Source organism: Cellulomonas sp. FA1, assembly GCF_000986825.1.
GTDB classification, from domain to species: Bacteria; Actinomycetota; Actinomycetes; order Actinomycetales; family Cellulomonadaceae; genus Cellulomonas; species Cellulomonas iranensis.
On the sequence record NZ_LBMY01000001.1, the window covers coordinates 3922240 to 3937684 of the forward strand.

Annotated in this window: 12 protein-coding genes; 10 read left to right on the forward strand and 2 right to left on the reverse strand. The window is 73.9% G+C overall.

The window, feature by feature from the left end:
* Window positions 1-82: 82 nt before the first annotated feature.
* Entirely contained in the window at window positions 83-1462 is a 1380-nt protein-coding gene (locus GY42_RS17660; protein WP_046531222.1) for a DNA recombination protein RmuC, read from the reverse strand.
* A 140-nt stretch (window positions 1463-1602) separates the two neighbouring features.
* Between GY42_RS17660 and GY42_RS17665 the strand changes: the two genes are divergently transcribed.
* The 7 genes from GY42_RS17665 (at window position 1603) to GY42_RS17695 (ending at window position 10792) form a co-directional block, all read left to right on the forward strand.
* Window positions 1603-2472: an ABC transporter ATP-binding protein gene (locus GY42_RS17665; protein WP_082131645.1), complete on the forward strand. Its 870-nt coding sequence runs from the start codon at window positions 1603-1605 to the stop codon at window positions 2470-2472.
* Window positions 2448-4004, forward strand: a complete 1557-nt coding sequence (locus GY42_RS17670; RefSeq protein ID WP_046530302.1) for a hypothetical protein — start codon at window positions 2448-2450, stop codon at window positions 4002-4004. The genes GY42_RS17665 and GY42_RS17670 overlap by 25 nt, the downstream gene beginning before the upstream one ends.
* A 75-nt stretch (window positions 4005-4079) precedes the next feature.
* Entirely contained in the window at window positions 4080-5165 is a 1086-nt protein-coding gene (gene ychF, locus GY42_RS17675) for a redox-regulated ATPase YchF (protein WP_046530303.1), read from the forward strand.
* A gap of 54 nt (window positions 5166-5219) precedes the next feature.
* Window positions 5220-5870, forward strand: a complete 651-nt coding sequence (locus tag GY42_RS17680; RefSeq protein ID WP_046530304.1) for a 4a-hydroxytetrahydrobiopterin dehydratase — start codon at window positions 5220-5222, stop codon at window positions 5868-5870.
* Between the two features lie 310 nt (window positions 5871-6180).
* Window positions 6181-7977, forward strand: a complete 1797-nt coding sequence (locus GY42_RS17685; protein ID WP_233421087.1) for an ABC transporter family substrate-binding protein — start codon at window positions 6181-6183, stop codon at window positions 7975-7977.
* A gap of 212 nt (window positions 7978-8189) precedes the next feature.
* Window positions 8190-9719, forward strand: a complete 1530-nt coding sequence (locus GY42_RS17690) for an ABC transporter permease (protein WP_046530306.1) — start codon at window positions 8190-8192, stop codon at window positions 9717-9719.
* Complete coding sequence (locus GY42_RS17695; RefSeq protein ID WP_046530307.1) at window positions 9716-10792, forward strand: ABC transporter permease; 1077 nt, start codon at window positions 9716-9718, stop codon at window positions 10790-10792. Before GY42_RS17690 ends, GY42_RS17695 begins: the two co-directional genes overlap by 4 nt.
* 29 nt (window positions 10793-10821) lie before the next feature.
* On the opposite strand, the gene GY42_RS17700 is transcribed toward GY42_RS17695, so the two are convergent.
* A complete protein-coding gene (locus tag GY42_RS17700) occupies window positions 10822-11433 on the reverse strand; it encodes a PH domain-containing protein (RefSeq protein ID WP_052748495.1) in 612 nt (203 codons plus the stop codon).
* Window positions 11434-11459: 26 nt separating this feature from the next.
* Between GY42_RS17700 and GY42_RS17705 the strand changes: the two genes are divergently transcribed.
* The 3 genes from GY42_RS17705 (at window position 11460) to GY42_RS17720 (ending at window position 15436) form a co-directional block, all read left to right on the forward strand.
* A complete protein-coding gene (locus tag GY42_RS17705; protein WP_046530308.1) occupies window positions 11460-13250 on the forward strand; it encodes an ABC transporter ATP-binding protein in 1791 nt (596 codons plus the stop codon).
* A gap of 144 nt (window positions 13251-13394) precedes the next feature.
* Window positions 13395-14738: an ABC transporter substrate-binding protein gene (locus GY42_RS17715; RefSeq protein WP_160309432.1), complete on the forward strand. Its 1344-nt coding sequence runs from the start codon at window positions 13395-13397 to the stop codon at window positions 14736-14738.
* Entirely contained in the window at window positions 14735-15436 is a 702-nt protein-coding gene (locus GY42_RS17720) for a hypothetical protein (RefSeq protein ID WP_046530311.1), read from the forward strand. Before GY42_RS17715 ends, GY42_RS17720 begins: the two co-directional genes overlap by 4 nt.
* The last annotated feature ends 9 nt before the right edge of the window (window positions 15437-15445 follow it).

Here is a 15445-nt window from a genome sequence, read left to right on the forward strand (position 1 = left end):
CGGGCCTCGCCGCCGGGCCCGCGTCGCCGGGAACGAGTTCGGCCGCCGCGCGTGACCGGGCTCCGGGCCGCTGTTCGCGCCGTCAGGCGGTCGACGAGCTCTCGTCGGCATCCCGACGGGCAGCCTCGTCCTGCCACGTGCGCGTGTCGCGTCGTGCCGCGTCGCCGCCGAGCGCGAGGTCCTCGAAGGCGACCACCCGCTCGTCGGCCGACGCGACCAGCTCGGGTGCGCTGAGGGCCGAGAGCCGCGGGTTCGCAGGCGCGGGCGTCACGAGCTCGTCGTCGACGACGTGCAGGTCGGCGAACCGTCGCGCGCTGACCAGCACGCGCGACTCGAGCGAGCCGACCGTCTGGTTGTACGCCCCCGCGGCCGCGTCGATCGCGCGGCCGAGTCGCGTGAGGTGTCCGCCCATCGTCGCGAGCCGCCCGTGCAGCTCCTTGCCGAGCGTGAGCACCTGCTGCGCGTTCGCGGCGAGCGCGTCCTGCCGCCACGCGTACGCGACGGTCCGCAGGAGCGTGAGCAGCGTGACGGGCGTCGCGAGCACCACGTTCCGCTCGAACGCGTACTCGACGAGCGTCGGGTCCTGGTCCGCCGCGGCGTGCAGGAACGACTCGGCGGGGACGAACATCACGACGAACTCGGGTGCCGGGGCGAACTGGTCCCAGTACCGCTTGGACGCGAGGTCGTCGACGTGCTTGCGCACGTGCCGCGCGTGCGCCGCGAGCCGCTGCGCACGCACCGTCTCGTCGTCGGTCTCGGTGGCCTCCAGGAACCCGAGGAACGCGACCTTGGCGTCGACGACCACGTGCTTGCCGCCCGCGAGCCGCACCACCATGTCGGGGCGCAGCAGCCCGTCGTCGGTGCGCACCTGCTCCTGCTCGACGAAGTCGACGTGCGCGAGCATGCCCGCCGCCTCGACGACGCGGCGCAGCTGCACCTCGCCCCAGCGTCCGCGCACCTGCGACGACCGCAGCGCCGTCACGAGCCGCCCGGTCTCGCCGCGCAGTTGCTCGGACGCCGCGCGCATCGCGCGGACCTGCTCGCCGAGCGCCGCGTTGCCCTCGGCCCGTGCGCGCTCGGCGGCCGCGATCTCGGCGCGCACCTGGTCCAGCGTGCGCCCCAGCGGCTCCACCATCGCCCGCACGGCCTGCTCGCGCTGCGCGAGCTCGCCGGCCTGCGTCTGGTGCTCGGCCGCGAGGCGCTGGTGCGCGAGCGCGAGGAACTGCTCGCTCGTCGCGGCGAGCGCCTCGTCCGCGAGCGCACGGAACCGGTCGCCCGCGCCCGCGCGCTCGGCCTCGAGCTGGGCGCGGGCGCGCGCGGCGTCGACCTCGGCCGCGCGCACGCGGTCCTCCGCGTCGCGTGCCGCACGCGACGCCGCGAGCACCCAGGCGACCACGCCGCCGACCAGCAGCCCGGCGAGCAGCGCGACGAGGACCGGCCAGGGCGACGCGGGGATGTCCATGCCGCGCAGCGTGCCAGCGACCTCCGACACCGGTCGTGCGCCGCTGGGCCGCCACCGCTCGTCTGCGTCCCGGGACGGAGGCGAGGGATCGGCCGCGCGACCGATCCGGCGCGGTGACGCCGCTCCCTATCCTCGGTGGGGTGACCACACCACCTCCCGTCCCGCAGCCCGGGCACGACGCCGGCGCCCCGTCCGGCGGCGGCGTGACGCCGGGTGCCGTCCCGACGCCCGCGCCCGCGGCCGCGACGACCGCCCCCGCGCTGTCCCTGCACGGCCTGTGGCGCCGCTTCGGTCAGAAGGTCGCCGTCGCGGGCGTCGACCTCGCGATCCCGGCGGGCTCGTTCTACGGGCTCGTCGGCCCCAACGGCGCCGGCAAGACCACCACGCTGTCGATGGCGACGGGCCTGCTGCGCCCCGACGCGGGCACCGTGCTGGTCGGCGGCGTCGACCTGTGGGCGAACCCGGTCGAGGTCAAGCGCAGCCTCGGCGTGCTCCCCGACGGCGTGCGCCTGTTCGACCGCCTCACCGGCGCGCAGCTCGTCACCTACGCGGGCCTCCTGCAGGGCCTCGACCGGCCGACCGTCGAGGGCCGCACGCGCGACCTGCTCGCCGCGGTCGGGCTCACGCAGGACGCCGACACGCTCGTCGTCGACTACTCCGCGGGCATGACCAAGAAGGTCGCGCTCGCGTGCGCGCTGGTGCACGCGCCGCGCGTGCTCGTGCTCGACGAGCCGTTCGAGGCCGTCGACCCTGTGTCGGCCGCCAACATCCGCGAGATCCTGCACCAGTACGTCGACGGCGGCGGCACGGTCGTCGTGTCGTCGCACGTCATGGACCTCGTGCAGCGCATGTGCGACCACGTCGCGGTGATCGCGCAGGGCCACGTGCTCGCGGCCGGCACGGTCGACGAGGTGCGCGCGGGCCGGTCGCTCGAGGAGCGCTTCGTCGACCTCGTCGGCGGGCGGATCAGCGGGGAGGGCATCGCGTGGTTGCGCACCTCGTCCGACTGAAGCTCACGCTGCTGCGCAACGGCCTGCGGCGCAGCGTCTGGCAGGTCCTCGGCATGGTCGTGGGCGCGTTGTACGGGCTGTTCCTGCTGGTCGGCGCGGTCGTGGGCCTGTTCGCGCTCGGCTTCGTCGACCTGCAGGCCCGGTCCGACGTCCTGGTCGTCGGGGGCTCGCTGCTGGTGCTCGGCTGGTGGCTGATCCCGCTGGTCGCGTTCGGCGTCGACGCGACGCTCGACCCGCGCCGGTTCCTCACGTTCGGCCTGTCGCGGCGCGACCTGCTCGTGGGGCTCACGCTCGCGGGGCTCATCGGCGTCCCGGGCGTCGTCACGGCCCTGGTCGCGCTCGCGACGCCGCTGTCGTGGTGGCGCGAGCCCGCCGCCGCCGTCGCGGCGCTGGTCGGCGCGCTCGTCGGCGTGCTCGCGTGCACGATCGGCTCGCGGGCGACCACCACCGCGCTCGCGCCGTTCATCGGGCGGCGCCGCGTGCGCGAGCTGGTCGCCGCCCTCGCGATCGTGCCGATCATGTTCCTCGGCCCGATCATGTCGACGCTCGCCGACTCGGCCGACCGCCTGGCGGGGCTCGTCACGGTGGCGCGCGTGCTGTCGTGGACGCCGGTGGGCGCGCCGTGGGCGGTCGCCCCGGCCGTCGCGGCGGGCGACTGGCTCGGCGCGCTCGCGCGGCTCGCGATCGGCGTCGCGACGGTCCTCGTGGCGCTGCGCGTCTGGTCGTGGGCGCTGGACCGCACGCTCACCGACCCGGTGTCGACGGGCGGCGACGCGCGGGCGCGCGGGCTCGGCTGGTTCGGCCGGCTGCCGGCCACGCCCGTCGGCGCGATCGCCGCGCGCGCCGCGACGTACTGGCTCCGGGACCCCCGCTACGCGATCGCCGTGGCGATCGTGCCGGCCATCCCGCTGGTGCTGGCGTTCTCGTCGCCGGGCGGTGCGCTCCTGCTCGTCGCGGGTCCGGCGACGGCGTTCGTCGTCGGCTGGAGCATCTCCGCCGACGTCGCGTACGACGGCACCGCGTTCTGGACCCACGTCGCGGCGCCCGTCCGCGGCGTGACGGACCGCTGGGGCCGCGTGCTCGTGGCCGGTGTGCTCGGGCTCGTCGTGACGGTCCTGGTCACGGTCGGGACCGCCTGGTACGCGGACCGGTTCGACGCGCTGCCCGCGCTGCTCGGCGCGAGCCTGGGCCTGCTGCTCACGTCGCTGGGCACCGCGAGCGTCACGTCCGCGCTGGTCGTCTACCCGGTGCAGATGCCGGGCGAGAACCCGTTCGGCACCAAGCAGGGCGCGAACGCGGCGTCGTTCACGTCGCAGCTGGCGGGCTTCACCGCCGTCGGCGTGCTCGGCGCACCGGCCGCCGTGCTCGCGCTGCTCGCGGTGGTGCAGCGCTCGGCCGTCCTCGGCTGGGTGGCGCTCGCGGTCGGGGCGGTGCTGGGCGCGGTGCTGCTGGTCGTCGGCGTGCGCGTCGGCGGGTCGGTGCTGGAGCGCCGAGGGCCGGAGCTGCTGCAGCGGATGCGCGCGTTCGACTGAGTCCGCGACGACCGCCCGGCCGGTCCCGCCCGCTCGGGTCGGGGCCGGCCGCGGCGCTGCGTAGACTCGTCGCCCGTGGCTCTCACCATCGGCATCGTCGGCCTGCCCAACGTCGGCAAGTCCACCCTCTTCAACGCGCTCACGCGCGCGCAGGTGCTCGCGGCGAACTACCCGTTCGCGACGATCGAGCCCAACGTGGGGGTGGTCCCGCTGCCGGACCCCCGGCTGACGACCCTCGCCGAGATCTTCGGCTCGGAGCGGATCCTGCCGGCGACGGTGTCGTTCGTCGACATCGCCGGGATCGTGCGTGGCGCGAGCGAGGGCGAGGGCATGGGCAACCAGTTCCTCGCCAACATCCGTGAGGCCGACGCGATCTGCGTCGTGACGCGCGCGTTCGCCGACCCCGACGTCGTGCACGTCGACGGGCGCGTGTCGCCGAAGGACGACATCGAGACGATCCACACCGAGCTGGTCCTCGCGGACCTGCAGACGCTCGAGAAGGCCGTGCCGCGCCTCGAGAAGGAGGTGCGCGCCAAGAAGACCGACGCGTCGGTGCTCGCGGCCGCGCAGGCCGCGCTCGGCGTGCTCGAGCAGGGCACGGTCCTGTCGCAGGGCGCGCGCGCCGCGGGCATCGACCCGGCGGACCTGGCGCCGTTCCAGCTCATGACGACCAAGCCGTTCATCTACGTGTTCAACACCGACGACGCGGGCCTGGCCGACACGGCCATGCAGGACGACCTGCGCGCGTACGTCGCGCCCGCGGACGCGGTGTTCCTCGACGCGAAGTTCGAGTCCGAGCTCGTCGAGCTCGACGAGGACGAGGCGCGCGAGATGCTCGAGGCCAACGGCCAGGACGAGGCCGGGCTGGACCAGCTCGCGCGCGTCGGCTTCCACACCCTCGGCCTGCAGACGTACCTCACGGCGGGGCCCAAGGAGTCCCGGGCGTGGACGATCCGTCAGGGCTGGACGGCGCCGCAGGCCGCGGGCGTCATCCACACGGACTTCCAGAAGGGCTTCATCAAGGCCGAGGTGATCTCGTTCGCGGACCTCGTCGAGGCGGGGTCCGTCGCGGCGGCGCGCTCGGCGGGCAAGGCGCGCATCGAGGGCAAGGACTACGTGATGGCCGACGGCGACGTCGTGGAGTTCCGCTTCAACGTGTGACCGCCGCGTGCGCCCCGCCGCGCGTCGGCGCGGTGGTGGCGTCACGATGGGCGCATGGCGACGACGCTGAGCAGGCAGGAGGTCGCGGACGCGGGCCTCACGGGCTGGACGGACCTCGGCGACGGCCTGCGCACGCGGGTCGTGACGGGCGACTTCACGACGGGCCTGGCGCTGGTCGCGGCGATCGGGGCGGCCGCCGAGGAGGCGGGGCACCACCCGGACGTCGACCTGCGCTACGGCCGCGTCGACGTGCGCCTCGTGAGCCACGACGCGGGCGGCGTGACCGAGCGGGACGTCGCGCTCGCCCGGACGGTGTCGCGCCTTGCGGCCGACGCCGGCCTGACGTGCGACGGCGCGGGCCTGCAGCGCACCGAGATCGCGCTCGACACGCCCGACGTCGCCGCGGCGCGGCGCTGGTGGGCGGCGTTCCTCGCGTACGAGGAGACCCCGGGGTCGGACGACGAGGTGCGCGACCCCGCCGACGCGCAGCCGCCCGTGTGGTTCCAGCGCTCCGGCGCGCAGGAGCCGCGCCAGCGCTGGCACCTGGACGTGTGGGTCGAGCCCGGGCGCCTCGACGAGCGGGTCGCGGCGGCCGTGGCCGCGGGCGGTCGGGTCGTCGACCGCACGCAGGCGCCGAGCTTCGTGGTCGTCGAGGATCCCGAGGGCAACCGGGCGTGCCTGTGCACGTCCCGCGACCGCGACTGACGGCGCCCGCACCTGCGCACGAGCACTGTGACGCGAACCACACCGGCCGTGCGTGTGTCATCCGTGTTACGCGGCTGTTTCCGCTTGGCGCGTCTCGTATGATGGACGGTACTCACCAGTATCAATCAGGTAACGATCGACATCGGTGTCGGCCCATGCCTGATTCGTCCCCTCTTCCGGGGCTAGCGTTGCCCCAATTCCGGCGGGCGAGCGCGCCCCGGCCCCCTGCAGCTGTACTCCGGGGGAGCCGTGCGGCCACGTCCACCACGTCTCAGGAGGAACATTGAAGATCAGGCGGACCAGCCTCGCTGTGGCCCTGTTCGCGACGGGCGCGCTCGTGCTGAGCGCGTGCGCGAACACGCCGCAGGACGAGCCCGACGGTGGCAGCAGCGCCTCGGCGGGCGCCGGCGGCGGCACCCTCACGGTGGCGGAGACGAACCAGTTCTCGTCGTTCAACCCGAACACGTCGAACGGCAACGTCGACATCAACTCGAAGATCACGACGTACCCCACGCGTGCGTGGTTCAACTACGTCGACGGCTCGTCGTTCGCCGCGGGCGACCCGAAGGTGCAGAAGGACGAGTCGTTCGGCACCTACGAGGTCGTCTCCGAGGACCCGTTCTCGGTCAAGTACACCGTCAACGAGGGCGTGACCTGGTCCGACGGCGAGCCCGTCGACGCCGACGACCTGGTGTTCGCGTGGGCCGTGCAGTCGGGCCACTACAACTCCGAGTCGGGCGACGTCACCTACTTCGACTACGCGGGTGACTCCACCACGCTCGGTCTGACGGACTTCCCCGAGATCGGCGAGGACGGCCGCTCGATCACGCTGAACTACAGCGCGCCCGCCGCCGACTGGGAGGTCGCGTTCGCGGCCGAGGCGCCGGCGCACGTCGTCGCCAAGAAGGCGGGCCTCGCCGACGGCCAGGCCCTGCTCGACCTGCTCGAGGCGCAGGCCGACGTCGCGCCCACCGCGACGGCGGACAACGCCGAGCTGCGCGCCGTGGCCGACTTCTGGAACACGGGCTACGACTCGACCGTGCTGCCCTCGGACCCCGAGCTCTACCTGTCCTCGGGCCCGTACATCGTCTCGGACGTCGTCGAGAACCAGTCGGTGACCCTCGTCCCGAACGAGAAGTACACGGGCGACCTGAAGGCGCAGCTCGACACGATCATCATGCGCACCATCCCGGACGCCACGGCGGCCGTGCAGGCGCTCGGCAACGGCGAGGTCGACGTGATCTCCCCGCAGTCGTCGGCCGACACCCTGACGGCGCTCAAGGCGCTCGACGGCGTGACGCTGCACCAGGGCGACCAGCTCGCGTACGACCACATCGACCTGACCTTCAACAACGGCGGCCCGTTCGACCCGGCCACCTACGGCGGCGACGCCGCGAAGGCGCAGAAGGTGCGTGAGGCGTTCCTCAAGACGATCCCGCGCCAGCAGATCCTCGACGCGATCATCACGCCGCAGAAGGACGACGCGCAGATCCTCAACTCGCAGCTCTTCGTGCCGGCGCAGGCCTCGTACGAGGACTCCGTCGCGGCCAACGGCTCGGCCGACTACCCGGGTGAGCCCGACGTCGAGGGCGCCAAGCAGCTGCTTGCCGAGGCCGGTGTCACCAGCCCGACGGTCCGCGTGCTCTACAACGTCAACAACCCGAACCGCGTGAACGCCTACACCCTGATCGCCGCCTCGGCGACGCAGGCCGGCTTCGTCATCGACGACCAGGGTGACGCGGCCTGGGGCTCGCGTCTGTCCGACGGCACGTACGACGCGGCGATCTTCGGCTGGATCAACAGCGGCATCGGCGTGGCCGGCGTCCCGCAGATCTTCTCGACGACCGGTGGCGGCAACTACAACGGCTACTCGAACAGCAAGGTCGACGAGCTCGCCGCGAAGCTCGTGGTCACGCTCGACACGGACCAGCAGGCGCAGATCCAGGAGGAGATCGACCCGCTGATCTTCGCCGACGCGTACGGCCTCCCGCTGTTCCAGTCGGTCGGTCTCGACGCGGTCGGCGACCGTGTCAGCGGCATCGACGACTACAACCCCAACCAGGCCGGTGTCTGGTGGAACGTCTGGGAGTGGACGGTCAACGACTGATCCGTTGACACCTCCGGTGTGACATCGACGGCGCCGGGACTCGCGAGCTCGCAGTCCCGGCGCCGTCGCGCGCGGGCCCGAGAGGGCCCGACCGGGGGATACAGTTCTGTCCACCCGCGCCCGTGCACAGATCGGGCGTCCCCCTGCACGTCCCGTCTCGACGGCCCGGCGCGACCCCGCGTCGCCGGTGCCGCCGTGCGAGAGCGAGAGTCATGACTTCCTACGTCTTGCGGCGCCTCGGTGTGTCGCTGCTGATCCTGCTCGGTGCGTCGTTCCTCGTGTACCAGCTCGTCGCCCTCTCGGGCGACCCCCTGCAGGAGTTCCGCGAATCGACCCGCCCGAACAAGGAAGCGTTGATGGCGCAGCGCACGGCGCTGCTCAACCTCGACGTCCCCGCGCCGGTGCGGTACTTCCTCTGGCTCGGCGGCGCCGTCAAGTGCGTCATCCCCGGGCAGTGCGACCTGGGCGTCACGCTCCAGGGCCAGCCGGTCACGCAGGCGCTCGGGTCGGCGATCCCGTCCACGCTGCAGCTCGTCGCCGCGGCGACCGTGCTCGCGATCGTCGTCGGCATCGCGATCGGCATCGTCACCGCCCTGCGGCAGTACTCGGCGCTCGACTACGGCGTCACCTTCCTGACGTTCCTGTTCTTCTCGCTCCCGGTCTTCTGGGTCGCCGTCCTCCTCAAGGAGTTCGGTGCGATCCGGTTCAACGACTTCCTCGCGGACCCGAGCGTGCCGATCACCACCGTGGTCGTGGTGGGGCTGGTCTCCGGACTGGTCTGGGCCCTCATCATCGGCGGCGACCTGCGCCGGCGGCTCATCACGTTCGCGGTCGCCGCGGTCGCCGCGGGTGGCGTGCTCTGGTACCTCGGTGCGACCCAGTGGTTCCGGTACCCCGGGCTCGGTCCCGCGCTCGTCGCCGTCACGGGCGTCGGCATCGCGATCGGCCTCTCGGCGCTCATCGCCGGCTCCCAGAACCGTCGGGCGCTCTACGCCTCGCTCGTCACCGTGGCGCTCGCGCTGGTCGCGATGTTCGCGCTGCGCCCGCTGCTCGACCGCGCGACGTTCCCGCTGATCCTGCTGCTGGGGGTCCTCGCGGTCGGCGCCGGCGTGCTGGTGGGCTACCTGTTCGGGGGGTACGACCGCCGCCAGTCGATGCGCGTCGCCGGGCTCACGTCGTTCCTCGTGGCCGGGCTCGTCATGCTCGACCGCTTCATGATCGCGTGGCCCAGCTACTTCACGCAGGTCCGCGGCCGCCCGATCGCCACGATCGGCTCCGAGACCCCGGGCCTGGGTGGCGACTTCTGGGTCTCGGGCCTCGACAAGTACACGCACCTCGTGCTGCCGACGCTCGCCCTGATGCTCATCTCCCTCGCGTCGTACACGCGCTACTCGCGCGCGTCGATGCTCGAGGTCATGGGGCAGGACTACGTCCGCACGGCGCGCGCCAAGGGCCTGCCCGAGCGCGTGGTCGTCGTCCGGCACGCGTTCCGCAACGCGCTGATCCCGCTCGCGACGATCGTCGCGTACGACATCGGCGGCCTGCTGGGCGGCGCCGTCATCACCGAGAACGTGTTCTCGTTCAAGGGCATGGGTGCGTTGTTCATCAACGGGCTCAGCCACCAGGACCCGAACCCGGTCATGGGGACGTTCCTGGTCGTCGGGATCACGGCGGTGGTGTTCAACCTCCTGGCCGACCTGGCGTACTCCGCACTCGACCCGCGCGTGAGGGTGAAGGCATGAGCAGCACGACGCAGACCGACGAGCGCGAGTCCCGGGAGGTGCCCGGCGAGCTCCGCGGCATGAGCCAGGGCGCCCTCGTCCGCAAGAGGTTCCTCGGGCACACGGGGGCGATCGTCTCCCTCGTGCTCCTCGTCCTGGTGGTCCTGCTGGCCCTGACGTCGGTCGGCATCGGCCCGATCAAGGGCTGGTGGCAGTTCCGCTGGACCGACACGCCGCCGCTGCAGAACGGCGGGCGTCCGACGCTCCAGCTGTTCCCGTTCTCGCTCGGCGACCACCCGTTCGGCCAGGACACGGTCGGCCGCGACTACTTCGCCATGACGATGCGCGGGACGCAGATCTCCCTCGCTATCACGTTCATGGTCGGCGCGATCTCCGCGATCATCGGCGTCGTCTTCGGTGCCGCCGCCGGCTACTTCCGTGGCTGGATCGAGGCGGTGCTCATGCGCCTGACCGACATGGTGATCATCATCCCCGTGCTGCTCATCGGCGCGGTCATCGCGTACAACTCGAAGGCCGGCGTGCTCGTCCTGGGCGTGCTGCTCGGGCTCACCACGTGGACCGGCATGGCACGTCTGGTGCGCGGCGACTTCCTGTCGCTGCGCGAGCGCGAGTTCGTCGACGCGGCCCGGCTCGCCGGGGCGTCCGACGCGCGGATCATCTTCCGGCACATCCTGCCCAACGCGGTCGGCGTCATCACGGTCAACGCGACCCTGCTGATGTCGTCGGCGATCCTGCTCGAGACGGCCCTGTCCTACCTCGGCATGGGTGTCCGCGCGCCGGACACGTCGCTCGGTCTGCTCATCAGCGCGAACCAGGCCGCGTTCTCGACGCGCCCGTGGCTGTTCTGGTTCCCCGGCCTGTTCATCGTGCTGATCTGCCTGTGCATCAACTTCATCGGTGACGGCCTGCGCGACGCGTTCGACCCGCGGCAGCGCAAGATCTCGCTGCGGCGCATGAAGGAGACCGGTCCCGGTCGGCCCGACGCCGCCGGCGTCGCGCCCGCCGTCGCCGCGCCCGAGCGCACCGACGGTCAGCCGCGGTCGGGACCCGCCGGGTCCGTGGACGGCCCGTGACGGCGGCGACCGCCGTGCGGTCCGCGCGCTCAGCCGAGGTACGGCACGACCGCGGCGACCAGCAGGACGGCCACGGCCGCCAGCAGTCGTCCGTGCGTCCGTCGTTCGACCGGGGTCTCGTCCGCGAGGCCCGCCTCGAGGCGGCCCGACTCGACGAGCGCGGACCAGCGCTCACGCACGTGGTGCGCGACGACCGCGGACGGCGAGCCGGGCAGCTCGCCGATGCTCACGGCGCCGCGGCCGTCGGCCGCGCCGCGGGCGACCGCGCGCACCTCCTGCGCGCTCGCCGAGGCGGCGCTGTGGCGGCCGGGACCCGGCGCGGCGAAGACCTCGACCGACGCGTGCGGCGTGACGAGCGTGCACGTGAAGCGTGTGCGCACGTCGATGAGCGCCGCCCAGGGCACGCGGGTCGTGCTCAGCGGGTTCACGACGAGCACCCCGGCGTCGTCGACCGCGACGTGCGGGCGGTAGAAGACCGCCCAGCCCAGCAGCGCCACCAGCAGGGCGGCGGGCAGGACGCGCAGCCCCGCGGCCGCGCCACCGGCCAGGACCTCGGCGGTCGTCAGACCGACGGCGACGAGCCAGGTGGCTCCGGTGAGCACGGCCGAGCTGCGCGGCCGGTACGTCCACTGCTGTTCCACCCCGTCATGATCTCAGGAGCACCGCGATGACCACGTCCGACGCGACCACGACCCCGGTCCTGCAGGTCAGCGACCTGTCGGTGGACTTCGCCGTGGACCGACGCTGGGTCCCCGCCGCGATCCGCCTCAACTACGAGGTGCGCGCCGGCGAGGTGCTCGCGATCGTCGGCGAGTCCGGCTCCGGCAAGTCCGTGAGCTCGATGGCGATCCTCGACCTGCTGCCGCGCAACGCGCGCATCTCCGGGTCGATCAAGCTGCGCGGCGAGGAGCTGCGCGGCATCTCGGCGCAGCGCATGCGTCGCGTGCGCGGCGACGACATCGCGATGATCTTCCAGGAGCCGATGACCGCGCTGAACCCCGCGTACACGGTCGGCGCGCAGATCGTCGAGACGCTGCGGCTGCACCGCGCGATCTCGCCGACCGAGGCGCGCGAGCGTGCGATCGAGCTCCTGCGGATGGTCGAGCTCCCCGACCCCGAGAAGGCGTTCCGCTCGTACCCGCACCAGCTCTCGGGCGGTCAGCGGCAGCGCGCGATGATCGCGCAGTCGCTGTCGTGCGACCCGGCGCTGCTCATCGCCGACGAGCCCACCACCGCGCTCGACGTCACCGTGCAGGCCGAGATCCTCGACCTCATGCGCAACCTGCGCGACCGGCTCGACTCGGCGGTCATCCTCATCACGCACGACATGGGCGTGGTCGCCGACCTCGCCGACCGCATCGCGGTCATGCGCCACGGCGTGATCGTCGAGACCGGCCCGGCGGAGGAGATCTTCGCGCGGCCCCAGCACCCGTACACGCAGGAGCTTCTCGCGGCCGTCCCGCACCTGGGCGGCCCCGAGATCGACCTGACCGCCGCGCTCGCGTCGGTCACGGGTGCCGAGGAGCTGGTCGAGGCGGTGACGCCCGAGGAGCTCGCCGCGCGCGAGGCCGAGAACGCGCGTCGCCTCGCCGAGGCGGCCGAGGCCGAGCGGCAGCGTCTCGAGCGCATCGGCGAGCCCGTGCTGTCGCTGCGCGGGGTCGCGATCGAGTACCCCAAGCAGGGCCGCATGCCGGCGTTCCGCGCCGTGTCCGACGCCGACCTGGTGGTGCACGCCGGTGAGGTCGTCGGCCTGGTCGGCGAGTCCGGGTCGGGCAAGACCACGATCGGCCGCGCCGCGGTCGGCCTGCTGCCCGCCGTCGAGGGCGAGCTGACCGTGGCGGGGATCGACGTGCGCACCGCGCGACGCAAGGAGATGGCCGCGCTGCGACGCAAGGTCGGCATGGTCTTCCAGGACCCGTCGTCGTCGCTGAACCCGCGCCTGCCGATCGGCGAGAGCATCGGCGAGCCGCTGCGCCTCGCGGGCGAGGCGAAGGGCCAGGCCCTGCAGCGGCGGATCGAGGAGCTGCTCGACCAGGTCGAGCTGCCCCGGGCCTACCGCAACCGCTACCCGCACGAGCTGTCGGGCGGGCAGAAGCAGCGCGTCGGCATCGCGCGGGCGCTGTCGCTGTCGCCCGAGCTGCTCGTCGCGGACGAGCCCACGTCGGCCCTCGACGTGTCGGTGCAGGCGCACGTGCTGGAGCTGCTCCAGGAGCTGCAGCAGCGCCTGCGGTTCGCGTGCCTGTTCGTCACGCACGACCTCGCGGTCGTCGACCTGCTGGCGGACCGGATCGCGGTGATGCGGCGCGGCGAGATCGTCGAGCAGGGCTCTCGCGACGAGATCCTGCGCCGGCCGCAGCACGCGTACACCCAGCGGCTCATCGCCGCGGTGCCGCTGCCGAACCCCGAGAAGCAGCGCGAGCGGCGGCGCCTGCGCGCGCTGCTCGTCGACGCGGGCTGACGCCCCGCGCACCCGCCACGGCGGGTGCCGCGACGCTGTGCCGCCGTGCCGGGTCCGACCACGTCGGGCCCGGCACGGCGGGTTCCACCGGGCGCGCACGTGCCCGGCCCTGGTAGGTGGTGCACAGCTGCGGGAGGTCGGTCGGTGCTGCGGACACGGGTGGGTGCGACGCGCGGCGTCGCGGCGGGGCTGGTGCTGGTGCTCACGGGTGCGCTCGCCGCGTGCACGTCGGACCCCGTGGACCCGGCACGCGCCGGGACGGTCGCCGTGGGCGTCGACCTCCCGTTCGTGTCGCTCAACGGCGCGACGGCCGCCGGTCGCGCACCGGGCAGCGTGCTGGTCCGCGGGCTCGTGCAGTCCGGGTTCACGACGCTCGCCGCCGACGGCACCGTCGAGCAGGACGCGTCGTTCGGCACGGTCGAGAAGGTCGCCGACGACCCGCTGACCGTGCGGTACACGATCGCCCCGACCGCACGGTGGTCCGACGGCGTCGCGGTCACCCCGGCGGACCTGCTGCTGGAGTGGGCGGCACGGAGCGGGCAGCTCGACGAGGTGGTGCCCGAGCTCGACGCCGACGGCGCACCGGCGGGCGACCTCGACGACGTCGTCGCGTTCGGCGCGACGTCGGCGGCGCTCGCGCACGCGTCCGCGGTGCCGGCGGTGGACGGGGCCACCTTGACGGTCGTCTACGACACCCCCGTCGCGGACTGGCAGGTCGCGCTCGACGTCAACCTTCCCGCGCACGTCGTCGGGCGGCTCGCGCTGGACCCGGCCGCGCCGAGGTTCCCCGCGCAGGAGCCGGCCGCGGACGCCACCGCGCGGGCCGAGGCCCCGGCGCCGGGAGCGTCCGGCACCGCGGCGTCGGACGCGACCCCGGCTCCCGGCGCGACCCCGGACGCCACCACGACCTCCGCGCTCGAGGCGACCTCGACGCCCGGCGCGACCGCCGCACCCGATCCGGCGCAGGACGCGGAGCGCTGGGCCGCGGCGGTCGTGGCGGCGGTGCAGCAGCAGGACCGGGCCGCGCTCGTGCCGCTGTCGCGCGTGTGGCGCGGCGCCGGGCGCGCGGGCGCGGTGGCGGCCGACCCGACGCTCACCACGACGACCGGGCCGTACGTCCTCGAGCGTGTCGACGACGGCGGTGTCGAGGCCGTGCGCAACGAGGCGTACGCGGGCGAGCGTCCTGCCGCGTTCGACCGCGTGCGGCTGCGGACCGACCTCGACCCGCTCGCGCAGGTCGCGGCCGTCGGGTCCGACGAGCTCGACGTCGCGGCGCCGCTGAGCACGGCCGACGTGCTCGCCGCCGCGGTCGACGCCGACGACGTCACGGTCGTCACGGGCGGCGACGCGGTGCTCCAGCTCGTGGTGCAGGAGGCGGCCGGGGGAGCGTTCGACCCGGCCGCGCACGCGTCCGCGGCCGACCCGCGGCAGCGGCGGCCGAGCTGCGGCGGGCGTTCCTCGCGGGCGTCCCCCGTGAGCAGGCCGTGAACGACGTCGTCGCGCCGCTGTGGGAGGGAGCCGAGGTCTCCGACGTGGTCGCCGCCCAGGTCGGCGCCGAGGCGCCCGCCGCGCCGCAGCCGGGCGAGGGCGACGCGGACGCCGAGGACGCGGACGCCGGGGACGCGCAGGCCGGGGACGGGGGTGCACCTGCCACGACCGACGCGGCGCCGGAGCGCGTGACGGTCCGCGTGCTCGCGAACACCGCCGACCCGGTCCGCGCGGGTGTGGTCGACGCCCTGGTGGAGGCCGGGCGGCGTGCGGGCTTCGACGTCGAGCCGGTCGAGGCGACGGACCCCGCGGGGACCCTGCGCACGCGCCCCGAGGACTGGGACGTGGCCGTCGTGCCGGTCGCGCAGGAGGACCTGCCGGTGGCCGCGCTGGCCGCGCGCTGGCGCACGGGCGGCGCCACCAACGTCACGGGGCACGCCGACGCCGCGCTGGACGCGACGCTCGACGCGCTCGTCGCGCAGCGCGACCCCGCGGTCGTCCCGGCGCAGGTCGCGGAGGTGTCCGCCGCCCTGGTCGCGTCGGGCGCGGTGCTGCCGCTCGTGCGCACCCCGGTCGTGACGCTGACCGCGGAGCGGTCGGCGGACGAGGACCCGGGGCTGCCCGTGCTCGACCCCGTGCCCGCGCTGACGCCGGGAGCGGCGGACCTCACATGGTGGTGGCGCTGGACACGGCGGTAAGATGGACGC